The following is a 23,011-nucleotide window of genomic DNA, read 5'->3' on the forward strand; positions in this document are numbered from 1 at the left end:
TTTTTAGGTTAATTAACTTGTTGCATTGTTAATGGCCTCTTGCTCTTTAAGTGCATCAACATTGTTTTTATCGCCAAAGTTTTGGGTTTTATTTGCAAAATAATCTAAAATTCCGACAATTGTATCTAAGTTATCGGCCAAACGCTGATGCATATCTGGTAAGTCTTTTTCAAGTCTACCATCACTTAATTCGATATTATCAACTTCTATTTTTCCAATTTTTTGAATAAGTGCCTGCTGAGAATTTTGTAAATCTTCTAATTCACGCACAATCTTTTCCATCAATTCAAACTTCTTTAAAGTATTCATAGGTTCTTATTTTTAATTTTTAAACTGTTTCCATAATAAACCCATACCTCTTCAATTTGTTTTTATTTCCATTTATTTGGAATTGCGAAAAACAACTAATAAATTAGTTTAAATATTAGATCATGAAAAACTCTCTATTCATTATTTGTTTTTTATCCCTAAGTAAATTGATGTTTGCACAAAGTTCTACAGCAATTGATAAGGAAAAACTTTTCGATTTTTATCAGACCCAGCGTTACGCCGAAGCTGCACAGTATTTAAAAACAGCTTATACCGAAAGCACCTCAGATTTAAACGCCGTAACACAAATTGGATATTGTTATTTAATGGCTGGAAATACAGCTGAAGCTGAAAAATATTATCTTAAGGCTTATCAACTCCAGCCTAAGAGTTTGCCCATCCTTTTTAGCATGGCAAATATAGCCAGTAGAAGAAATAACGTAGAAAAGGCAAAAAATTATTATGAGGAAATTATCAAAATAGATACGGCCAATTTTGCTGCCTATAAACAATTAACCAGTTTGTATCCAGAGCAGTTCAACATCAAAAAAATAAACTATTTAAAAAAAGCTAATAAGCTAAATCCATTAGATGCAGATATTGTGTTTGATTTAAGTGAAATCTATATGAAGATGCATATTTTTAGCCTTGTTGACAGCATTCTCAAACCTGCTTTAAATGCAGATTCAAATAGCATTCAGCTTTTGAAGATCAAGCTTCCACTGTGTTTGGCAGAAAATAAATTTGACGAGGCCATTAAGTCTGGAGAACAGCTTTTTAGTCTGGGCGATAGCTCTTCCTTTGTTCTTAATAATCTGGGAAAAGTTTATTACATGAAAAAAGAGTTCGTAAAAAGCCTAAATTATTTTAAAAAAGTACGTTCAAACACTCCGGATGATAATGAAAGCTTGTTTTATAACATGGCACTATGTTATCGAGGCTTGAAAGATTACATCATGGCAGGTGATTATTTCAAAAAAGCGATAGACGCTGGCATTTCTAGGAATACTTTATTGTATTACACCAAAATGGGCGAAAGCTATGAACAGGCAGAAAAGTTTGAGCTTGCTGCATCGGTTTATAAAAAGGGGGCTTTTTTTGATACCGAGAGCAATCTCATTTACATAGCTGCACAGATTTTTGATAAGAAGCTCAATCAGAAGGCAAATGCCATAAGCGCTTATAATCAAGTTTTAAGAAATCTTCCTGATACTGAAGGGAACAAACCTGTTGTGGAGTATATTAATAAAAGACTTACGGCACTAAAAAACTAACTCAAATCTTCAAATACTGGCTTCACATTATCCCAAAAATCATCGAGTGCGATTATCCGTGGTTTAAAGAACGAAATCAGTTCTGGCCAGTGTTGCTGGTTGTAAATATTTACATTCTCAAGGCTAATCGAAATCTGACTGATAACTTTACCATATTCATCTGAAGCATCTTGTTCCCAATTCCATTCCTCACCCATTGTGTTGGTCAACATCAGTTTAAATTCTTCAAATTGATTGAAGATTAAATGCCTGATTCCAGCATCGGTGTGAGCCAATTGAATGGAGATAATTGCTTTTTTTTGATCAACATCCATTTTAAAAAAGATGTTTTTCACCCCTGTTTTATAGTTAATCCAATTTACAGAAGAACCAATTGCCGATGGAACGGGTTTCATATATTGCCCAAAACTGATCCAGAACTGTTGCCTTAATCTTGCTGCCTCTTCTTTACTGTACATATTTATCTGCAATCGTTGGCATAAAGAAGCCTCCGTTTTATTAATACGCTACAATATTAAAAGTTTAGTATTTGGTTTCAAAATGATAATTACCTGATCCTATTTCTTCTTTCTTACTGTTCTTGGGCAAAATTACCGTTGCCTTTGCATTAGCTGGTACCGTAACATCAAGTTTAAAAACTCCATCTTTAATTGTCCAAGAAGACTTAACTGTTCCATAAACCGTTTCGAGTTCTCCTGATGCACTGGTTAAGTTGCCACCCGGTTTTGGTGAAATTAAAATTGCTTTATAACCCGGGGTTTCGGAAACTGGATTTATTCCAGCAATATTTTTGTACATCCAATCGCCAATTGCGCCGTAAGCATAATGGTTAAAGGAATTCATATCGGCAGTTTGAAACGAACCATCTTGTTTTATTCCATCCCATCTTTCCCAGATGGTTGTTGCACCCATTTTTACAGGATAAAGCCAAGATGGATAGCTTTCCTGCAAAAGTAAATCGTATGCTACATCTTGATGTCCAAATCTGCTTAAAACATGGCAAAGGTAAGGCGTGCCCAAAAAGCCGGTTGTTAAATGATTGCCATAATCTCTAACATTTTGAGCCAGTCTTTCTGCAGCCTGTTGGCGCATATTTTCTGGAAGCAAATCGAACTGAAGCGCAAGAACATAAGCCGTTTGAGTATTAGAGGCTAGTTTTCCGTTTTCTGTCATGTTCTCACTCACGTAGGCTTTCTTAATTTTTTCCAATAATGAGCTGTACTTTTCTACATCTTCTGTTTTACCCAAAACTTTAGCCGCGTTGAGAAGCATTTGAGTGGAATGTGCATAAAAAGTTTGAGCAATCATGTATTTGTCGGTTACCGCAGCACGACCATCATTATCGTCATTTGGACGGTAGAACAACCAATCGCCGAAGTGAAATCCACTGTTCCAAAGATTATCCTTTGCCACTGAGGAAATATAATCTACCCACTTCTTCATACTTCCGTATTGCGCTTCTAAAATGCCCTTATCACCATAGGCCACATACATATCCCACGGAATAATGGTTGCCACATCTCCCCAACCAGATGAGCCTGCATCTCTTTCACTAATTACATTTGGAACAACAAATGGCACACTTCCATTGGGCAATTGATCTGCACTTACATCTTTCAGCCATTTGGTAAAAAAGCCCGGTACATCCATATTGTAAGCAGCAGTAGACGCAAAAGCTTGTGCATCGCCAGTCCAACCAAGTCGTTCGTCTCTTTGCGGGCAATCTGTAGGCACATCTACAAAGTTTCCTTTCTGTCCCCATTGAATATTATGTTGCAATTGATTCAACAGCGTATTTGATGTGGTGAATTTTCCGGTTGCATTCATATCAGAATATACTGCAACTGCTGTTAAATCTTCTAATTTAAGTTCTCCTGGGAATCCTTGAATTTTTACGTATCTAAACCCTTGAAACGTAAAGTGAGGTTCGAAAACCTGTTCATATTCTCCCTTTAAAATATAATTATTCTGCTGTTTGGCAGATCTTAAATTTGTTGTATAAAAATTACCTGCCTTATCCAAAACCTCAGCATGACTAATGGTTATTTTTGTGCCTGATGGCCCTTTAGCTTTAAGCATTACCCAGCCCACCAAATTTTGACCGAAATCTACAACCGTTTCTCCTGCAGGGGTTTTAAAAATTTTAAGTGCTTTAAATTCTTCATGTTTGCTCACGGTTGGCCCACTCATTCCAACCAGCTTTTCGGTACCATTTTCTAAAATGCTAACAGGTTTCCAGCTGGCTGTTTCTTTAAATTTAATATTATCCCATCCAGAAATTTCCAGTCGTGCATCATAGGTTTCACCATCGTAAATATTGGATGATAAAATTGGGCCATTAGCTGTTTTCCAACTGTTATCTGTATTCACTACTTCCTTTGTTCCATCTGTATATTCAATTTCTACCTGAAGCAATAACGCTCTTGTATCTCCATAAAAATCATGCTGATTATTGAAACCTATTCTACCTTTATACCAGCCATTGCCAAGAATTACACCAATGGTGTTTTCGCCCTTGTTAAACGATTTAGTAACATCATAAACCTGATATTGTAAGTGGTTTTTATAACTCGTCCATCCCGGAGCAAAATAATGATTGCCTAACTTTTTACCATTGATATGCGCTTCGTATAGTCCTTTAGCTGTAATGTAAGCTGTTGCTGAACGAATCGTCTTTTTAACCTCAAAATCTTTCCTAAACAAAGGACTGGCTAGTGATGAATCTCTGCCTTCAACGGCAATCCATTTCGCTGTCCAATCACTGGCTTTTAAACCGGTTTGAAAATACTGAACTGGAGACCAAGCTGAGGTATTGCCATGATTATCCTTTACCCTTACCTGCCAAAAATATTTGGTTTTTGAAGAAAGTTCTGGTCCATTATAAGCAACAAGAACGGATTCATCTCCTTTCTGATCCACATTCCACAATGCCTTTTTAGAAAATGAAGCAGTATTTCCCAATCGAATTTCATAACTCGCTTGGCTAGTATTCTTTATTTCTGAAACGATTTTCCAGCTAAATCTTGGATGTGGATGATCAACGCTAAGCGGATTTGTTAAATGCTCTACCGTTAAATTATTGACCGAAATTTTCTGAGCTGATGTATTGATAACGAAAGAAAACAGCATGAATAGAATAAGCCCTGCTGTTGTTTTGGGAAATGAGTGTTTCATAAATGGTTAGCGTTAATTTATAATCTTAACGGTGCGATAATCAGAAATATAATTCAGCTTACTATCCTGCACTGTCATGAAAAATTAAGCGTTACAAACACGTCAATTATAACACAATAAACTGATATACAGATGATTAAGTTTTATATATCGTTAGTAAAGAATCTTCTTAGTTTGATAAAGAAATTATTTACCCATTAAGCGAGCAACATATTTACCTATAATATCGAATTCCAAATTTACGGTATCCCCTACCTGAACTTCTTGCAGGTTGGTGTGTTCAAATGTGTAAGGAATAATAAATACAGAAAATTCATCATCGGCAGAATTAACAACTGTTAAGCTAATTCCATTAACGCAGGCCGAGCCTTTTTCTACAGTTACATTTCCAGCTGAAGCATCGTATTTAAAACGATATTCCCAGCTCCCATCCAATTCTTCACGTTTAACGCAAACCGCAGTCTGGTCTACATGGCCTTGAACAATATGTCCATCTAAGCGGGCATTCATTTGCATGCAACGTTCTAGATTTACCTTATTACCTACTTTTAGGTGACCAAGATTTGTCTTATTTAATGTTTCATCTATGGCTGTAACCGTGTGGCTTCCATCATTTACAGCTACAACAGTCAGGCAAACACCATTATGGGCAACGCTCTGATCGATTTTTAACTCATGGCTTATAGCCGATGAAATGGTGAAATGGATATTTGTATGATCGTTTTTTATGGCCGTTATTTCGCCAAGCGTTTCTATAATTCCAGTGAACATTTTTATTTTATTGTAGCCATCAGCGATGAAATTTTCTGCACGATGGTAGTTTTAATATTTCAATCTATTTTTTCTCCAGTCAGAACTGCTTTTCAAATGCTCTCCTGCTGAAATAACATCACTTTTCTTTTCAAAAAGAGCAGATGCAATTACCGCTGCAATTAAAGCCTCAGTTTCATCTTCAACTTTCAAACTATCGGCGTTAAAATATTTGCCAACAAAATGAGTGTCGAAATTGCCTGTTTTAAATGCCTCGTGCTGCATTACAAAATTACCAAAAGCCAATGTAGTTTCTATCCCGGTAATCTCATATTCTGCAATTGCCCTAATCATTCTTTCAATCGCTTCCGTTCTATCTTTCCCATAGGTGATCAACTTGGCGATCATTGGATCGTAGTAGATTGGGATGTCCATACCTTGCTCAAAACCATCATCAACCCTTACTCCATTTCCCTTTGGTGTTTTATAAGTTTGCAAAGTTCCTATATCCGGCAAGAAATTGTTTTTAGGATCTTCGGCATAAACCCGAAGTTCGACGGCATGACCATTTATTTTTAAATCTTCCTGATTAAAACTCAATACTTCTCCGGAGGCAATTTTGATTTGTTCCTTAACCAAGTCTATTCCAGTAATTAATTCAGTTACAGGATGTTCTACCTGCAAACGCGTATTCATTTCTAAGAAAAAGAAATCTAGGTTTTCATCCAAAATAAACTCAACTGTTCCTGCACCAGTGTAATTAACGGATCGGGCAACATCTACGGCACATTTACCCATTTGTTGCCTAATTTCTTCCGTTAGTACAGATGAAGGAGCTTCTTCAACTACTTTTTGATGTCTCCGCTGAACGGAGCATTCCCGTTCAAAAAGATGAACAATATTTCCATGCGTATCGCCCAAAACCTGAATTTCGATGTGCCTTGGCGAAGTTACATACCGCTCGATAAACACAGAACCATCACCAAATGCAGAAGTTGCCTCGCTTACGGCCAGTTGCATCTGTTCTTCAAAATCGTCAGCCTTTTCTACAATGCGCATGCCCTTGCCTCCACCACCTGCCGCTGCTTTAATCAAAATCGGAAAACCAACTTCAATTGCTCTTTCTTTGGCTTCGGCAACATCCTTAATGGCTTCTTCCGTTCCAGGAACCATTGGAATATTGTATTTCAATGCCGCTGCTTTTGCCGAGAGCTTGTTTCCCATAATTTCCATTGCCAAAGGCGATGGACCAATCAAAATTAAACCTGCATCAGCAACCATTTGTGCGAAACCCGCATTTTCTGATAGAAAACCATAACCGGGATGAATGGCTTCGGCTCCGGCTTGTTTGCAGGCTTCGATTATTTTCTCACCAACCAGATAACTTTGATTGGAAGGTGCAGGACCAATAAAAATAGCTTCATCAGCATAACGGACATGCAAGGCGTTTCGATCAGCTTCAGAAAAAACAGCAACAGTTTTTATCCCCATTTCCTTTGCCGAACGCATAATCCGTAGGGCAATTTCGCCACGATTGGCAATAAGAATTTTGGAAATTTTTAATTTATGGTTTTGGTTTTCAGACATTTGGCTATTAACTATACACGAACCTACTATTAACCTTTCTTACAAATGTAATATTATTTCGATTGCCTGATCAATCATTGTAGCGCTCAAATCCAAATGGGTAACCAGCCTAACTGTACTCGCACTTGTGGTATTGCAATGTAACCCTTTTTCTTTTAATAGATCAACTACCTTTTGAGCAGTTCCTTTTGCTACTTCGAAAATCACGATATTGGTTTCTACAGGCATTACAGATACAACGTAACTGGTTGAAATTAACGCATTCGCCAAGGCTTTTGCATGATCGTGATCTTCTTTTAATCGTTCTACGTGATGATCAAGTGCATAAATTCCAGCAGCTGCCAAAAACCCCGCCTGGCGCATTCCTCCGCCGAAAGCCTTTCTAATTTTTCTTGCTTTTTTAATCGTTTCCTTACTGCCCAATAAAACTGAGCCCACTGGCGCACCTAATCCTTTAGATAAACAGACAGAAATTCCATCGAAATACTTTCCATATTGATGTGCTTTATCGCCGGTAGCCACTAATGCATTAAAAATTCTTGCCCCATCCAAATGAAGTTTTAAGCCTTTAATGTTACACAAATGATGGATTGGCGCAATTTGATTCAATGTATAACAGCTTCCGCCGCCTTTATTTACCGTGTTTTCTAAAACCACTAAAGAAGAATTCGGATAGTGAATGTTATCTTCATTAATTTCAGGCTCTATAAGTTCAGGAGTTAAAATTCCACGCTCACCATATAACAACCTTACTGATGCAGCAGAGTGATAAGCAATTCCTCCAATTTCATACCGATATACGTGTGCAGTTTGATCACAAATCACTTCATCCATGGGTTGTGTAAAACATTTAATTCCGATTTGGTTGGTCATTGTTCCCGAAGGACAAAAGAGACCAGCTTCCATATTAAATGTTTCGGCCAATCTGGTTTCCAATTTTTGCACGGTTTCATCTTCACCAAAAACATCATCGCCAACTTTTGCGCTCATCATCGCATCCAACATTCCAGCCGTTGGCTTGGTTACGGTATCACTTCTGAAATCTAAAAAACTGCTATTCATTTTTGTATCTATTGTAAAATAATTCTGACTGTTAAAAAAAAGACCAATGCCCTTTATGGTATAATTTTAAGGATTTAAGCCGATTAAACACGCTATATAGTGTATTTTTTACACACTTGAAATCCTACAACAACAAATTGTTAAAAAATTATTAAAAAAAAAGATACAAAATATAAGAGTTTTTATACTTTTATCGTGCTAAAACCAAAAATAAATAAAATGATAGTAATTGCAGACGGTGGATCTACCAAAACAAATTGGTGTTTGATTAACGAGGCCGGCAGAAAAATTTACTTTAACACCGAAGGTTACAATCCATATTTTTCTAAAGGAGAATACATTGTAAAGTCTTTAAACGAAACGCTTCCAGACCACTTGGAGCGAGAAAAATTAACAGCAGTTTATTATTATGGTGCCGGATGTTCTACCGCTGCAAACGTAAAAATTGTGGCTGATGCCATGAAACAGATTTTTACAAACGCATCAGTATTTGTTGGTCATGATTTACTTGCCTCTTGCAGAGCACTTCTAGGAAACGAGCCCGGATTTGCTGGCATTTTAGGCACTGGAACAAACTCTTGTTTGTATGATGGAACAGATATTACTTTAAATATCGATTCATTGGGTTATTTTTTAGGTGATGAAGGAAGTGGATCTTACATAGGTAAGCGTATTTTAAGCGATTACATGAAGGGTTACATGCCAAAAGGTTTACGTGAGGCTTTTTATGATAACTATGCCTTAACAAATGAGGACATTTTTGATAATATTTATAATAAACCGTTACCAAACCGTTTCTGCGCAAGTTTCAGTAAATTCTTATACGATTTTAAAGATAACTACGAAGATTATGCCTTCAGCACAATTGACTATGCGTTTACAGCATTCTTTGAAGCTTTGGTTATCCACTATCCAAACTATAAAGACCATAAATTAAACTGCGTAGGTTCTGTAGGTTACAGTTTCCGTGATATATTAAGTATTGTAGCAGATCGTTATGAAATGGGCGTTGGTAAAATCATCCGTTCGCCTATAGATGATTTAGTTCATTATCACTTAGAACTGGCTCCTAAAGTTTAGTTCAAAGTGTAAAGTTTAAGATTTAAAGTTCAAGGTCTTTAATATAAACTCATAAAAAAGTCTGGTTTGAAATTTCAAACCAGACTTTTTCATTTTAAGCTATCCGCTTTCAACTTTTCACTTATAACTTTCCACTTAAAAAGATATTTCCTTGCCAAATAATTTCGCGTATTTACGCTTATCAAAGCGATATAAGGTGGCAGCTCTGTACGAAACTCCCTTTTGTTTTTCATCGAGTTCTTTCAAAACACCAAAACTTACAATCTTCTTTCTGAAGTTACGCTTGTCCAGTTTTTTGCCCAACACCAACTCATAAACATGTTGCAGCTGAGTTAAGGTAAATTTCTCTGGCAAAAGCTCGAAAGCAATAGGCTGGTGCTTAATTCTACGCTTTATTTTTTCTAAACCCTTATCGTAAATCTTTTGGTGATCGAAAGCCAGTTTAGGTAAATCCGTAATGGGCAACCAATTTGCACGTTTAGCATAATTGCTTACTGGCCTAAGCTCTTTTTCTCCACCTAAACGAATCAAGGCATAATAAGCCAACGTAATTACTCTACCTTGAGGGTGCCTGTGCGGATCGCCGAAAGCATAATACTGTTCCATATAGATTCCACGCAAACCTGTAAGTTCATATAGAATCCGCGAGGCAGATTGATCCAGACTTTCGTCAGGGCCAACAATGTTACCGGGCAATGCCCACCAATCTTTAAATGGTTCTTCGTTTCTTTCGATGAGCAGGATTTTTAATTCCTTTCCATCAAATCCAAATAGGACACAATCTATAGAGAATACGGAATCTAAATGAGGTAAAATTTGTTCCAAGGTAAAATTTAGTTATTTTAAGCAGATAAAGGTATGACTTTCAATATTAAGTAAAAAAAATAAAAAAAATTACTTAGTGTAAAAATTACACACTATATTCGTATTATAAAGATGAAGCCAAATATTAAAAATATAGCTGTATTAACTTCTGGTGGCGATGCCCCAGGAATGAATGCTGCGATTAGAGCTGTTGTACGTACCGGAATATATCATGGCATAAACATGTTTGGTGTAATGCAGGGTTACCAGGGTCTAATTACCGACAATATAAAACCAATGGATGCCCGTTCTGTAAGTAATATTTTACACTTGGGCGGAACCATATTAAAAACTGCCCGTTGCTTAGAGTTTAAAACAGATGAGGGACAGGAAATAGCTTACAAAAATTTAAAGAAAAACGATATCGATGGATTAGTTGTGATTGGTGGGGATGGAACCTTTACAGGTGCCAGACGTTTTTCTGAAAAATACGGCGTTAATGTTATAGGGATTCCCGGAACGATAGACAACGATTTGGTAGGATCTGATTTTACCTTAGGTTATGATACTGCAATTAATACTGTTATTGAAGCTATAGATAAAATTAGAGATACCGCGGACGCACACGATCGTTTATTTTTTATTGAGGTAATGGGTCGCGATTCTGGCTGTATCGCTTTAAGAAGTTCCATTGCCAGTGGTGCAGAGGCCGTATTATTACCAGAAAAAGAAACCAGTGTAACTGAACTTATCGAGAAACTAGCATTAGGTGCAGCAACCAAAAAATCATCAAGTATTGTGATTGTTGCCGAAGGACATAAACAGGGCGGTGCGTATGATATTGCTAAAAAAGTAAAAGAAACATTTGACCATTACGATACTAAGGTTACCATTTTGGGTCACTTGCAACGTGGTGGTAGCCCAAGTAGCTTCGATCGTATATTAGGCAGTAGATTAGGTTTTGCGGCAGTTAATGCATTAATTGCTGGAGAAACCGAACAAATGGTTGGCCTAAAGGGCAACGAAATTAAATTGACAAGTATTAAAGAAGCTTTAACCGCACATAGCTTTAAACTTGAGCCTGATTTAATGGAGATGACCGAAGTTCTATCGATATAATATGATAGCAGTTGTTTACAGCGGATCGAGAACAGCGTTTTGGAAACTCACTCAAAATGGACAGGTGGTTGCACATTGCAATACAACCGGCATTAACCCATGTTTTGTAGACGCCAAAACCATATTACAAATTTTGAATAAAAAAGTTGTTCTGGTAAACAATGCAGAAAATATAAAGAAAATTTATTTCTTTGCTGCCGGAGCTTCCTCTGCAGATCGAAAGGAAGAATTATCTAATACTTTATCATCATTTTTTAAATTCAGTAAAGTGATTGTAGAAAATGACTTATTTGGAGCTGCAAAAGCAGCTTGTTTTGATAAGACCGGAATTGTTGGAATGTTGGGCAGTGGAGCAAATTGCGCATATTTTGACGGCAAAAAACCAATTAACAATAACTTTGGATTAGGTTATATTTTAGGAGATGAAGGATCATCCAATTATTTTGGTAAAGTTTTATTAAAGGATTTTTTAAGCAAAAAATTACCTAAAGATTTAGAAAGCAAATTCATTACAAACTATAATCTAGATCGCCCTCAAATTTTAGAAAGAATTTATAACAAGCCTCAGGCAAATATATTTTTAACCTCTTTTTTCGATTTCTTTACACAAAACAGCAAACACGAGTACATTATCAAGCTGATTGATGAAGGATTTGAAAAATACTTCGAAACCTATGTGTTGCCCATGGTAAGCAAATATGGAAATGAAGAAATACATTTTGTTGGTAAAGTAGCTGCCGAGTTAGAAGATCGATTGCTCCTTACCGCAAAGAAATACAACTTAGAAATTAAAACGATTATTAAAGAACCAATACTAAATTTATTAAAACATTACATTAATTAACAAAACAATGAGCAAAATTGGAATTAACGGCTTCGGCCGTATTGGCAGACTGGTTTTCAGAGCTGCTTTAAAAAGAGGATTAGATATTGTAGCTATAAACGACTTAATTGAGCCGGATTATATGGCTTATATGTTGAAATATGATACTACCCACGGTAAATTCGATGGAACAATTGAAGTGGTTGATGGTAATTTAGTAGTAAACGGTAAAACGATTCGTGTAACTGCAGAAAGAAACCCTGCAGATTTGAAATGGGATGCTGTTGGTGTTGAAGTAGTAATCGAATCTACAGGTTTATTTTTAACTCGTGCTGATGCTGAAAAACACATCGCTGCAGGTGCTAAAAAAGTAGTTTTCTCTGCCCCAGCCAAAGATGGCGATATCCCAACTTACGTAATGGGCGTAAATCATCATAAATTAACTGCAGATCAAACAATTGTTTCGAATGCATCTTGTACTACAAACTGTTTAGCGCCTATTGCAAAAGTACTAAATGATAACTTCGGTATTGTAGAAGGGTTAATGAGTACAATCCACGCGGTAACTGCAACTCAAAAAACAGTTGATGGTCCATCTGCAAAAGATTGGAGAGGTGGCCGTGGTGGTTTCTCAAATATCATCCCTTCATCTACTGGTGCAGCTAAAGCAGTTGGAATGGTTCTTCCTGAATTAAAAGGTAAATTAACAGGTATGTCATTCCGAGTTCCGGTTGCTGACGTTTCTGTTGTAGATTTAACTGCACGTTTAGAAAAACCAGCTACTTACGAACAAATTAAAGCAGCAATGAAAGCTGCATCTGAAGGTGAATTAAAAGGTGTATTGGCTTATACTGAAGATGAAGTTGTTTCTTCTGACTTCATTGGTGATGACCATGCTTCTATTTTTGATGCAAAAGCGGGGATTTCATTAAATGACAACTTCGTTAAAGTGGTATCATGGTATGATAATGAATGGGGATATTCTTCTGCATTAGCTAAATTTGTAGAATACTACGCAAGTTTATAGTAAAAATGGCCTAAAGGCTGATTTTTAAATATTTTAAAAGGCAACATTGTTAATCAATGTTGCCTTTTTGTTTTAAATTTCATTTTCATCAGTAAAATATATTTTTATTTTAATAGAATATTTTAAAATAATTAAAACAACAACACATATTTATACGTTTTTACCACTGATAAGCATTTACAAGACAAATTATTTTGCCATTAGCTGTTTTTACAATTAAAATTGATATGATTTGAATATATCGTACCGATTTTTGACAATATTTAACAATTGCTTAACACATTTTTGCACTATATTTGCATTACAGTCATTTTAAATCCTCAAATCTTCCATAAAAAGAATAGTAAATAAAAAATGACAAAAAAAATACTTAAAAATTTCTTAGTGTATTTTTTACACTATCAATTTTTTTACTATATTTGTAGAGTAATAAACGGAACGATGTTTATCACCACAAAAAAAGATAAATCATTTTCTTGAAAAACCCAGGTTTAGATAGAAGATTAAAGACAAAGCCTGGCTCATAACAGGTTTATATTTGGTTAGAAAAAAGAGACAAGTCTGGATAGATTGTCTCTTTTCTTATTTTAAGGGAGTTTGAAATCTAGACCTTATGATTTTATCACTTAAGATTTTCAATAGCATTATCCAGTACAGCTTGAGATTATTTTGTTATCAGGATACAGTTTTTCTGTAACTGAATAAAATAAGAATGTGCAATAGCCTTATTAGAAAAAGATATTTTATTTATAAGAAAGAAATTTATATTGGTATTTATTAAAATTTGACCAGACTACTTTTCTGCTTTGCGATTCTATTTAACCAAGTAAACATTTTACATTGAGATTCATTGTATTTGGGAAGGAACTCCCAGGCTTCGATAAATGTTTCTTGTAGAATAGTTTTTGCCTTTTGTTCATCGGTTACGGTTCTTATTATCGAGCCGTATAAAGAAGCAGCATATTGTTTGTATAAAGATTTAAATGCCAGAACATCTTGCATTTTCAGTTTTTGTATAAATACATCTTGACCAATTATCCATGCCTTCAGATTTTTATCTTCTTGTTGAAGGTTAATACTTGGTAAAGATGATTGCATTTTACTGATGATTATTAATGCTTAACAGTATAATTATGCAATTGTTCTTTTTGAAGATTATAAATCAACAACTAAATGGAATGGGCTATAAAATCGCTCATCTTTAATTATTGAGATCAATGAAACATTCTGGTGATAAGGTTAATTTTATATAAAAGCATTTATAACTTACCCAATAATTCGACCGCAACTTTGTAATGCGGTGTTCCTGCTGGGATTTTTTGCAACCATATTTTACAATCTGCCTTCCTATCGTTTTTTAAATAACTAAGTGCAATAGAATATGCCGCATCATATTTAAACACTGACGCTCCAGAATAAACCTTCAATAGTACAGATCTTGCTTCATCAACATTATTGGTTTCTACCAGAGTATTTCCGTAATAGTATGCTAACGATGCATTTGTTGGAGCCACTTTATATTGTTTCTCTAGCAAGGGCTTTGCTGCATTAAAATTCTTTTGGTTGTATAACTGGGCAGCTCGATCTAGATCCGTTTCTTTTTCTGCCTCGCGTTCGGTTACGCTCATGGTACTGTTACCAGCATATTCTTTATACAGGTTGTTTCGCCAAGGCGCCCAAATTAAAAAACCGACCAAAAGAACCGCAGCAATACCCGACATCCAGTTTACTATGGGTTTAAGCGATACGACTTTGGTCTCTTCAATAAAATATTGTCTATTAAAAGCAAAAAGTGTATCCCTAAAAAGCTCATTTTCCTGACTAGGTGCCAAATGAATTTTTAAACTTTGATGAATTTCGTTATAATCTCTTAAATGCTGTTGCAAATCGAGTTCATTTTTCACACGCATTTCAAAACCTATTCTTTCGGTTTCATCCATATCTCCCTCTACATAACGGGCTGTAAGTAAAATTTTATCTTCTGTCATTTCCCAAAATTATTTTGCCTGCACCCTTTTTACAAGGCTTGCCGTACACTCCGATTTCTATTTGCATAAATCCATAGTTAATACCCAAGGTTTCGGGCACTTTTACCTGGGCTTCTCCATTCATGCTCCATTTTATAATCTCTTTATAGTGTCTCCCGAATTTTTCAAAAGCTTTCAAAAATATCTGTGTTCGAAGTTGTTCTTTCTTTAACAATTCTGCCTACTATTTTGTGTCGTCGCTAATGTTAAATAAATCGTCGTACCTACATTTTACCGGCAACACCGATTTTTATTTATTCTTTGAGTTAGTTGCACTTGCAAACCGTTAATAGAAAAGGTTCGAAGGGCAACTAAGCTTTAAACCTTTATATTTTGCCTGATTATAAACATCAATCAATGACTCCTGAAAAATCCTATTAAAATGGTTTTGAGCAGAATGAGTTATCGTCTTTAACATGGCTGTCGGTAAATCATTAAACTAAAATCTGTACAAACTGGTACAACATTTTTATGTGACTTTCTTTAACCACCCACCTTTTTGTAATCGGATTTATATTTGAAATTGATCAAGATAAGATTGGCTACGAAAATTTAGGCTAATGTTATTTCGATTTGTACATTTGCAACACAAAATGAAGATTTTAAGCTGCATATTAAGCCTGAGTATTTTAATTCTTTCTTGCATTACCTGCGAGGATTTACCCGAATTTACAGATACTGGCTTAGCCAAAATCTCTTCAACGAACTTTCACAAACCAGATAATCAAACAGAAAAAGACAATTGTTCTCCGCTGTGCACCTGTAATTGTTGCGGACAACCTGTGCTTAGCACACTTTCTTTTGCATCTTTTCCATTCATAAAGGTTCAGGCAGTAAGCAAAAAGAAGATTGATTTTAAAAATCAGTTTGTAAGTGATTACGTTCAGAATATATGGCAACCGCCAAAATTGGATAAATTTTTAATCGGTTAATTCCGATAATTCACAATCAGTGTATGCTGATTTATTTATTCAATATTCATTAAATTATAATGCGAAAAATAATATTAATGTTGTGCACCTTTGTGTGTATAACGAGTGCTTATGCACAAAACAGCTTTAAGGTTTTGGTTAAAAACAAAGAAAGCAAAGCCAACCTATCGGCAGCAACCATTCTTATAAAAGGAACCGGCTTGCTAGCTAAAACTGCAGAAAATGGGATGGCGACCATCAACAATATCCCCGATGGAAATCAGGTTTTAATAATCAGAAATGTTGGTTTTGAGGAACAAACTATTACTTTAACGTTTCCTATAAATCAGTCGGCGCCTTTAGAAATTTTTCTACAGGAATCGGAGGATGAACTGGAAGAAGTAATTGTTTCGTCAACCAGAACCAGCAGAACCATTAAGAATACGCCAACTCGTGTAGAAACCATTGAGCTAGAAGAAATTGATGAGAAAAGCAACATGCGACCTGCGAATGTTTCCATGATCCTGCATGAAAGTACCGGAATTTCCGTTCAGCAGACTTCAGCAACAAGTGCAAATGCGAGCATTCGGATTCAAGGTTTGGATGGCAGATATACCCAACTGTTAAAAGATGGCTATGCCAGTTTCGGGAATTTTGCCAGCGGCCTCAGCATTCTGGAAATCCCACCCTTAGATTTAAGTCAGGTGGAAATTATTAAAGGCCCATCATCAACTTTATATGGTGCTGGCGCAATTGCCGGAGTGGTTAATTTTGTTTCGAAAACGCCCAAAGAAAAAGCAGAGTATAATTTTATTTTAAACCAATCAAACGTTGGACAGACAAATATTGGTGGTTTTGCGATGAAAAGAAATAACAAAATTGGTTATAGCTTATTGGCCTTGGTTAATTTCCAAAAACCTTATGATGTAGATAAAGATGATTTTACCGAGCTTCCGAAAACGAGAGATTTTACGCTCCATCCAAAATTATTCCTCTATCCAAATGATAAAACAACTCTAATAATAGGGAATGCTTTTACCAAGAGCGATAGAACTGGTGGCGATATTTTCGTAATTAAAGAGGGTACAGATGTAAATCATCAATATTTCGAAACCAATAACAGCATTAGAAATACCTCTACATTAGATTTTAGTTATAAAACTGGAGCGATGGATTTACTAAAAGTAAAAACCAGCTTTAACTACTTTAAACGCGACATTTCGATTCCGAATTATAGTTTTAATGGGATAAATTACAATGCGTATACAGACATTAGTTATTTGAAAAACTTAAAAAATCAAAGTTTAATTTTCGGAGCTAACCTTGTGTATGATGAGTTTTTAGAACAGAATCAATCACAAAATTTGGCTAAAAACTTCAGCACCAAAACTGCTGGTTTATATGCACAGCAAACTTGGGATTTATCCGATCGTTTTAAACTTGAAAGTGGCTTAAGAACAGATTTGGTTCAGTATTTCAATACCTTTTATAGCAAAACGGAATTCTTTATTCTTCCTAGAATTTCAGCGCTATTTAAATTTGATGATAAGTGGAGTTCCAGAATAGGGGGTGGTTTGGGATATAAAACACCTACCCTTTTTACAGAGCAAACTGAAACTTTCCAATACCAGAATTTATTGCCACTAAACAATGTTGAAGCCGAGAAAAGTTATGGAGGTACAGCCGATGTAAATTTTAAAACGAGTATCGGAACAGATTGGATGTTGAGCTTCAATCAAATGTTTTTCTATACGAGAATCACAAATTCGACCATTTTATTACAAGATAAGAATGGCTTTTTTCACTTTGAAAATACAAGACAGCCCGTTCAAAGTTTAGGTTTTGAAACAAATGCAAAAATTATTTTCAAAGAATATTTTAAGCTTTTTGCTGGCTATACTTTTACAAATGCAAAGGCAGATTATTTGCCTGTGATCCAAAATATTAGATTGCTACCTAAAAATAAATTAAACCTAGCATTACTTTACGAAAAAGAAAGGAATTTTAAAATTGGATTAGAGGGCTATTTTACGGATAAACAATATCTATACAATAACTTAGAAACAAATCCTTTTTGGGAATTCGGCTTTATGGCCGAAAAGGTTTTCGGTAAAATTTCCATTTTTATAAATGCAGAAAACTTCACTGATACCAGACAAAGCAAATATAAAAGTGTGGTAAATGGTTCTCATCTTAATCCAACATTTGATGACATTTGGACACACACCGAAGGAAGAACTTTTAATGGAGGAATAAAGCTGAAACTGTAAATTTCTTCAATGCTAAAAGAGGCTGTATCATAAATAGGAATTGTCATCCTGAGCTTGTCGAAGGATTAATAAAAATGAATTCAAAGCATTTCGACAGGCTTAATGTGACAAAAATCTATAGAAAAATAATTTATGATACAGCTTCTTTTTTATAATTATTTGCTTTTAAAAACAATCACCGCTAAAGGAGGTAAATTTACATTAATTGAGAATTCCTGATTATTATATCCTTCCAAATAAGGTATAATATCTCCCCTGTTGTTAATTCCACTACCATAATAAACGATGTCATCAGAATTAAAAATCTCTTTCCATTTGGTTTTAAATGGTACGCCTACTTTATAATTTTCTCGAACTACAGGCGTAAAATTCATTACAACAATTAATGTATCCTTAGCTTTAGGGCCTTTACGGATATAAGCAAAAACAGATTCATTGGAATTATCAGCGTCGAGCCATTCAAAACCCTCATAGCTAAAATTGAAATGGTATAATGCAGGTTCTTTTCTATATAAGAAATTAAGCGCTTTAACCGTTTCCTGCATGCCTTTATGAGGTGCGTACTGAAGTAAATGCCAGTTTAAAGATTGTTTAAAATTCCACTCGCCAGTATCGCCAAACTCGTTACCCATAAACAAAAGCTTTGCACCTGGGTGTGTAAACATATAACCATATAAAGCTCTTAAATTGGCAAACTTCTGCCAGTCATCTCCAGGCATTTTATACAACATAGGCGATTTACCATGAACAACCTCATCATGAGAAAAAGGCAACATAAAGTTCTCGGTAAAAGCATAAGTCATGCTAAAGCTTAACTGGTTATGATGGTGTTTTCTACCTAACGGATCAACCTTGAAATACTTCAAAGTATCGTTCATCCAACCCATCATCCATTTCATACCGAAACCCAAGCCACCAGCATAAACAGGTCTTGTTACACCATCAAAAGTACTGCTCTCTTCTGCAATGGTTTGAACACCTTTAAAATTGCCGTAAATGGTTTCATTTAAATCCTTCAAAAATTGAATGGCCCCCAAATTTTCGCTTCCGCCAAATTCATTAGTTGCAGAATCTTCATCCTCGCGAGAAAAATTAAAGTACAACATAGAAGCAACAGCATCAACCCTTAAGCCATCTGCATGATATTGATCGATCCAAAATGTGGCATTACTAATTAAAAAGGAACGAACCTCTGGTCTATCATAATTAAAAATATACGATTTCCAGTCCGGATGGAAACCCTTACGCATATCTGCATGCTCGTACAAATGCGTTCCATCAAATTCATATAATCCATGCCTGTCTCCAGGGAAATGTGATGGGACCCAATCTAAAATAACGGCAATATTTGCTTTATGGAGTTCATCAATTAGATACATTAAATCCTGAGGAGAGCCATATCGAGAACTCGCTCCGAAATATCCTGTGATCTGATATCCCCAACTTGGCGAATAAGGAAACTCCATTACAGGCATAAGTTCTACATGCGTAAAACCCATTTCTACAACATAAGGAATTAATGTTCGGGCAACTTCCCTACAATTTAAAACACGTTTTGGATTATCGGGATCGCGTTGCCAGGAACCCAAATGGATTTCATAAACGGAGATCGGCTGATCTAAATTGTTAAGTTTTGGCCGTTTGTTTAACCAAGATTTATCTTTCCAAGCGTAATCCGTATCCCAAACAATAGATGCCGTTTGAGGAGGATGCTCCCATCTTCTTGCATAAGGATCGCCTTTTTCGTGTTCCGATTTATCGAAACCTTTTATAAAATATTTATAAACTTCGCCCTTGGCAATATTTGGTATAAAGCCTTCCCAAATTCCAGATTTATCCCAACGTTTATTTAGCTCGTGCGATGCGCTATTCCAATCGTTAAAATTACCGACAACACTCACATTAATGGCATTCGGGGCCCAAACCGAAAAATAAGTTCCATGAACTTTTTCTACCTCAATAAGATGAGAACCCATCTTTTCGTATAGGCGAAAATGTTTTCCAACCAAAAATAAATCAATATCATAATCAGAAAACAGACTAAAGGCCCAAACCGATTTACGCTGATCAATCTTTGCTAAAACTGCTTTTTTTGCAGGAACTTTTTTTGTAGATGGCATAGATATTTTTGGCTAGATAATTATAACCCCAAATGCTAAACAGCATTTGGGGTTAATTGTTACAGACTTAAAATCTGTATTTCGGAGAAGTTTTTATTGCATTTAAAGTGTAAGCAGTTTTTATCGTTAGTATAAAAATCTGTTACTTCCATATTGTCAACAATAATCTTTTTTACCTGAAACTGTACGCCCATCACGTTACAAGCATAAAGCTCGTAGTTTGGAGTGTATAATCCTTCGGTGAGTTGATTAACTCTTAATATTTGACTATCGCCTTTAACGGTAAATTTCTTTTCTAAATATATATCCTGTTCGTAAGCAAAGGTATCTCCATGATCTTCGTACATGAAAGAATTGACTTCATAATCACTGCTGTAGATGTTCATAACAACTTCTGTAATCGCTTTTTCATCAACATATTGCATTACTGGATATTCTGGTATAACCGAACCCGCCCTAACAAACATTGGCATACTATCGATTTTTGCATCAACAGTATACTCGTTTTCGCCAACTAAAATTTCATTTGTCCAATAGTTATACCAGGTTCCTTTCGGAAGATATACTTTTCTTGAGATCGCACCTTGCTCCAAAACAGGGCAAATCAATAATTTATCGCCATAACAAAACTCATCCTGACGGAAACTATTACTGATATTTTCCTGCTCAAGCATAACCAGCGGTCTTAAAATCGGGAAACCGTAACGGTGGTGTTCCCAGAAAACTGAGTATAAATAAGGCATTAAGCGATATCTCAACTCAATGAATTTTCTGTTGATGTCTTCAAAGAATTCGCCAAAACTCCATGGCTCACGCTCGGCAGTATCACCAGCCGAGTGGGCCCTCATAAATGGCGAAAAAGTACCTAACTGAATCCAACGCGTAAATAATTCGCCGTCAGGCTCGCCACTAAAACCGCCGATATCCGTTCCGCAGAAAGGCACACCGGATACGGATAAGCGTTGGCATTGAATGTTGCCAATTTTCAGGTGTTCCCAAGTTGCAATATTATCGCCCGTCCAAACGCTTGCATAACGTTGCATACCAGAATAACCTGCTCTAGTAATGGTGAAGGGGCGTTTATTCCGCATCAGCTTTTTAAGTCCTTCGTAGGTAGAACGAACCATCTGCATTCCATAAACATTGTGTGCTTTACGGTGCGAACCACGGAAACCATCATAATTATGGCGAACATCATTAGGGAACGTTCCCGACCCAAATACTGCAGGTTCATTCATGTCGTTCCAGAAACCTGCAACGCCCATATCTACCAGTTCTTTATATAAATTACCCCACCAAGTACGCACTTTCGGGTTGGTAAAATCAGGGAATTGGCAACGTCCGGGCCATACATGCCCTTCCATATAGTAATCATCGCTTCTGCGGCAGAAAAATCTTTTCTCTTTACCTTCTTTAAAAACCCAGTAATCATCATCCACTTTAATTCCCGGGTCAATCATCACAACGGTTTTAAATCCATCATCAGAAAGCTCTTTAATCATTCTCCTTGGATCAGGAAAATATTTTTTGTTCCAAGTAAAACAACGATAACCGTCCATGTAATCGATATCCAGATAAATGGCATCACATGGGATTTTTCGATCTCTGAATTGTTTTGCAATTTCTTTAACCTTGGTTTCTGGATAATAGCTCCAACGGCACTGTTGATATCCTAAGGTCCATTTTGGAGGCATTGGATGCGTTCCTGTTAAGCTTGCATAACGCTTAACAACATCCATCATATGCGGGCCATGAATGTAATAGTATTGCAACTCGCCACCATCTGCCCAAAAGCTTGTTTTACTTACATCTTCGCCACCAAAATCGAAATAAGATTTAAATGTATTATCGAAAAATATACCGTAAGAAGCTTGATTATGTAAACCTATGTAAAAAGGAATGGTTCTATAAAGCGGATCTTGGTTCCATCCAAAAGAATATGCATCGGTATTCCAGTTTTCAAATCGACGACCACGAAGATTAAAGTTTCCAGATTTATCACCTAAACCAAAGAAATTTTCTTCAGGATGGCATTTTTTGGTTGCAAAAATATAGTATCCTCCAAAATCCGTATTTTCTTCCCAGTGCATAGAATTGGCTTCATCAACCATAACCAAATTGGTAATGTTATCAGAAAATGAAATGTGGAAATTAGCCTTTTCTATTTTACAGGTAACAGAGTGCGTAGAAACAGTGAAACTATCTTCATGCTCCTGCATTTTGAACACGGTAACTTTCTGGTCTACTTCTGGTACGGCATAAGAAAAATCATCTAAGAAAACACCGTGTGGGGCTAAGCGAACGCGAATAATATCATCACTAACAACTCTAATTTCCACCCTAGCATCGCCATCAGAGAAATAAAATCTGTTGCCTTCTTTTTTTACTTTCTTAACTGTGCCTAGATATTGTTTAACAATCGGTTTAACAGATATATCAACCGGGTTGTTTAAATGCTGTATTTCTTGTTCTTTTTCAATTAGATCGCTAACCTCGTTTGGCTTATCATTTTGCGCTTCCATCCTTATTTATTCAAAAATTTAATATTAATTACCCCTTAAACTGGGATGTGCTTAAGAAAGTACTATAATACAAATATTTTAGATAAGCGCCTTAATAAATCATAAAAAAAGCCTTTCTTACATGGAAGCAAGAAAGGCTTTAGTGATAAGCA

At 35.8% G+C, this 23,011-nt stretch carries 19 protein-coding genes; 7 read left to right on the forward strand and 12 right to left on the reverse strand.

What is annotated here, in order from left to right:
- Window positions 1-12: 12 nt before the first annotated feature.
- Entirely contained in the window at window positions 13-309 is a 297-nt protein-coding gene (locus tag DF947_RS13540; protein ID WP_109930569.1) for a hypothetical protein, read from the reverse strand.
- A gap of 122 nt (window positions 310-431) precedes the next feature.
- On the opposite strand from DF947_RS13540, the gene DF947_RS13545 reads away from it, so the two are divergent.
- Window positions 432-1,583: a tetratricopeptide repeat protein gene (locus DF947_RS13545; protein WP_109930570.1), complete on the forward strand. Its 1,152-nt coding sequence runs from the start codon at window positions 432-434 to the stop codon at window positions 1,581-1,583.
- On the opposite strand, the gene DF947_RS13550 is transcribed toward DF947_RS13545, so the two are convergent.
- From DF947_RS13550 to DF947_RS13570, 5 genes are all read right to left on the reverse strand, one after another.
- Window positions 1,580-2,041 (reverse strand): DUF4268 domain-containing protein, encoded by a 462-nt coding sequence (locus DF947_RS13550; protein ID WP_109930571.1) that lies wholly within the window; start codon window positions 2,039-2,041, stop codon window positions 1,580-1,582. The genes DF947_RS13545 and DF947_RS13550 overlap by 4 nt on opposite strands.
- A 64-nt stretch (window positions 2,042-2,105) precedes the next feature.
- Entirely contained in the window at window positions 2,106-4,757 is a 2,652-nt protein-coding gene (locus DF947_RS13555) for a glycoside hydrolase family 78 protein (RefSeq protein ID WP_109930572.1), read from the reverse strand.
- A gap of 186 nt (window positions 4,758-4,943) precedes the next feature.
- Complete coding sequence (locus DF947_RS13560) at window positions 4,944-5,528, reverse strand: riboflavin synthase (protein ID WP_109930573.1); 585 nt, start codon at window positions 5,526-5,528, stop codon at window positions 4,944-4,946.
- A 51-nt stretch (window positions 5,529-5,579) separates the two neighbouring features.
- On the reverse strand, window positions 5,580-7,094 hold the full coding sequence (gene accC, locus DF947_RS13565; protein ID WP_109930574.1) for an acetyl-CoA carboxylase biotin carboxylase subunit: 1,515 nt from the start codon (window positions 7,092-7,094) through the stop codon (window positions 5,580-5,582).
- Between the two features lie 39 nt (window positions 7,095-7,133).
- Window positions 7,134-8,156, reverse strand: a complete 1,023-nt coding sequence (locus DF947_RS13570; RefSeq protein ID WP_109930575.1) for a threonine aldolase family protein — start codon at window positions 8,154-8,156, stop codon at window positions 7,134-7,136.
- Between the two features lie 219 nt (window positions 8,157-8,375).
- On the opposite strand from DF947_RS13570, the gene DF947_RS13575 reads away from it, so the two are divergent.
- Window positions 8,376-9,236: an N-acetylglucosamine kinase gene (locus tag DF947_RS13575; protein WP_109930576.1), complete on the forward strand. Its 861-nt coding sequence runs from the start codon at window positions 8,376-8,378 to the stop codon at window positions 9,234-9,236.
- Between the two features lie 135 nt (window positions 9,237-9,371).
- Here DF947_RS13575 and DF947_RS13580 read toward each other — a convergent pair whose 3' ends face one another.
- Window positions 9,372-10,061, reverse strand: a complete 690-nt coding sequence (locus DF947_RS13580) for an NUDIX hydrolase (RefSeq protein WP_109930577.1) — start codon at window positions 10,059-10,061, stop codon at window positions 9,372-9,374.
- A gap of 111 nt (window positions 10,062-10,172) precedes the next feature.
- Between DF947_RS13580 and pfkA the strand changes: the two genes are divergently transcribed.
- The 3 genes from pfkA to gap are packed head-to-tail and all read left to right on the forward strand — an operon-like array spanning window position 10,173 to window position 13,009.
- A complete protein-coding gene (pfkA, locus tag DF947_RS13585) occupies window positions 10,173-11,159 on the forward strand; it encodes a 6-phosphofructokinase (protein WP_109930578.1) in 987 nt (328 codons plus the stop codon).
- Between the two features lies 1 nt (window position 11,160).
- A complete protein-coding gene (locus DF947_RS13590) occupies window positions 11,161-12,003 on the forward strand; it encodes a hypothetical protein (RefSeq protein WP_109930579.1) in 843 nt (280 codons plus the stop codon).
- 7 nt (window positions 12,004-12,010) lie between these two features.
- Complete coding sequence (gene gap, locus DF947_RS13595; protein ID WP_029280245.1) at window positions 12,011-13,009, forward strand: type I glyceraldehyde-3-phosphate dehydrogenase; 999 nt, start codon at window positions 12,011-12,013, stop codon at window positions 13,007-13,009.
- Between the two features lie 777 nt (window positions 13,010-13,786).
- On the opposite strand, the gene DF947_RS13600 is transcribed toward gap, so the two are convergent.
- The 3 genes from DF947_RS13600 to DF947_RS13610 form a co-directional block, all read right to left on the reverse strand.
- Window positions 13,787-14,107: an RNA polymerase sigma factor gene (locus tag DF947_RS13600; RefSeq protein WP_109930580.1), complete on the reverse strand. Its 321-nt coding sequence runs from the start codon at window positions 14,105-14,107 to the stop codon at window positions 13,787-13,789.
- 161 nt (window positions 14,108-14,268) lie between these two features.
- Window positions 14,269-14,997, reverse strand: coding sequence for a tetratricopeptide repeat protein (locus DF947_RS13605; RefSeq protein ID WP_109930581.1), 729 nt, complete (start codon window positions 14,995-14,997; stop codon window positions 14,269-14,271).
- Window positions 14,984-15,211, reverse strand: a complete 228-nt coding sequence (locus DF947_RS13610; protein ID WP_109930582.1) for a hypothetical protein — start codon at window positions 15,209-15,211, stop codon at window positions 14,984-14,986. Before DF947_RS13610 ends, DF947_RS13605 begins: the two co-directional genes overlap by 14 nt.
- A gap of 418 nt (window positions 15,212-15,629) precedes the next feature.
- Here DF947_RS13610 and DF947_RS13615 point away from each other — a divergent pair, with 418 nt between their 5' ends.
- Together DF947_RS13615 and DF947_RS13620 are read left to right on the forward strand one after the other, a co-directional pair.
- The gene (locus tag DF947_RS13615) at window positions 15,630-15,968 is read left to right on the forward strand and encodes a DUF6660 family protein (protein WP_109930583.1); all 339 of its coding nucleotides are present in this window, start codon (window positions 15,630-15,632) and stop codon (window positions 15,966-15,968) included.
- A 59-nt stretch (window positions 15,969-16,027) separates the two neighbouring features.
- A complete protein-coding gene (locus tag DF947_RS13620) occupies window positions 16,028-18,217 on the forward strand; it encodes a TonB-dependent receptor (RefSeq protein ID WP_109930584.1) in 2,190 nt (729 codons plus the stop codon).
- A 155-nt stretch (window positions 18,218-18,372) separates the two neighbouring features.
- On the opposite strand, the gene glgB is transcribed toward DF947_RS13620, so the two are convergent.
- Both glgB and DF947_RS13630 read right to left on the reverse strand, forming a co-directional pair.
- On the reverse strand, window positions 18,373-20,337 hold the full coding sequence (gene glgB, locus DF947_RS13625) for a 1,4-alpha-glucan branching protein GlgB (protein WP_109930585.1): 1,965 nt from the start codon (window positions 20,335-20,337) through the stop codon (window positions 18,373-18,375).
- A gap of 59 nt (window positions 20,338-20,396) precedes the next feature.
- Window positions 20,397-22,859 carry a glycoside hydrolase family 31 protein gene (locus tag DF947_RS13630; protein ID WP_109930586.1) on the reverse strand — a complete coding sequence of 821 codons (2,463 nt, stop codon included), beginning with the start codon at window positions 22,857-22,859 and terminating at the stop codon, window positions 20,397-20,399.
- Between the last annotated feature and the right edge of the window lie 152 nt (window positions 22,860-23,011).

The organism is Pedobacter paludis (assembly GCF_003173575.1).
GTDB classification, from domain to species: Bacteria; Bacteroidota; Bacteroidia; order Sphingobacteriales; family Sphingobacteriaceae; genus Pedobacter; species Pedobacter paludis.

Excerpts from the sequence above, each read along its gene's own strand:
- pfkA (WP_109930578.1), top strand. The coding sequence starts at position 10,173 with ATGAAGCCAAATATTAAAAATATAGCTGTATTAACTTCTGGTGGCGAT.
- DF947_RS13615 (WP_109930583.1), top strand. The coding sequence starts at position 15,630 with ATGAAGATTTTAAGCTGCATATTAAGCCTGAGTATTTTAATTCTTTCT.
- DF947_RS13570 (WP_109930575.1), bottom strand. The coding sequence starts at position 8,156 with ATGAATAGCAGTTTTTTAGATTTCAGAAGTGATACCGTAACCAAGCCA.
- DF947_RS13575 (WP_109930576.1), top strand. The coding sequence starts at position 8,376 with ATGATAGTAATTGCAGACGGTGGATCTACCAAAACAAATTGGTGTTTG.
- DF947_RS13630 (WP_109930586.1), bottom strand. The coding sequence starts at position 22,859 with ATGGAAGCGCAAAATGATAAGCCAAACGAGGTTAGCGATCTAATTGAA.
- accC (WP_109930574.1), bottom strand. The coding sequence starts at position 7,094 with ATGTCTGAAAACCAAAACCATAAATTAAAAATTTCCAAAATTCTTATT.
- DF947_RS13560 (WP_109930573.1), bottom strand. The coding sequence starts at position 5,528 with ATGTTCACTGGAATTATAGAAACGCTTGGCGAAATAACGGCCATAAAA.
- DF947_RS13600 (WP_109930580.1), bottom strand. The coding sequence starts at position 14,107 with ATGCAATCATCTTTACCAAGTATTAACCTTCAACAAGAAGATAAAAAT.
- DF947_RS13550 (WP_109930571.1), bottom strand. The coding sequence starts at position 2,041 with ATGTACAGTAAAGAAGAGGCAGCAAGATTAAGGCAACAGTTCTGGATC.
- DF947_RS13540 (WP_109930569.1), bottom strand. The coding sequence starts at position 309 with ATGAATACTTTAAAGAAGTTTGAATTGATGGAAAAGATTGTGCGTGAA.
- DF947_RS13545 (WP_109930570.1), top strand. The coding sequence starts at position 432 with ATGAAAAACTCTCTATTCATTATTTGTTTTTTATCCCTAAGTAAATTG.
- glgB (WP_109930585.1), bottom strand. The coding sequence starts at position 20,337 with ATGCCATCTACAAAAAAAGTTCCTGCAAAAAAAGCAGTTTTAGCAAAG.
- gap (WP_029280245.1), top strand. The coding sequence starts at position 12,011 with ATGAGCAAAATTGGAATTAACGGCTTCGGCCGTATTGGCAGACTGGTT.
- DF947_RS13590 (WP_109930579.1), top strand. The coding sequence starts at position 11,161 with ATGATAGCAGTTGTTTACAGCGGATCGAGAACAGCGTTTTGGAAACTC.
- DF947_RS13620 (WP_109930584.1), top strand. The coding sequence starts at position 16,028 with ATGCGAAAAATAATATTAATGTTGTGCACCTTTGTGTGTATAACGAGT.
- DF947_RS13555 (WP_109930572.1), bottom strand. The coding sequence starts at position 4,757 with ATGAAACACTCATTTCCCAAAACAACAGCAGGGCTTATTCTATTCATG.
- DF947_RS13605 (WP_109930581.1), bottom strand. The coding sequence starts at position 14,997 with ATGACAGAAGATAAAATTTTACTTACAGCCCGTTATGTAGAGGGAGAT.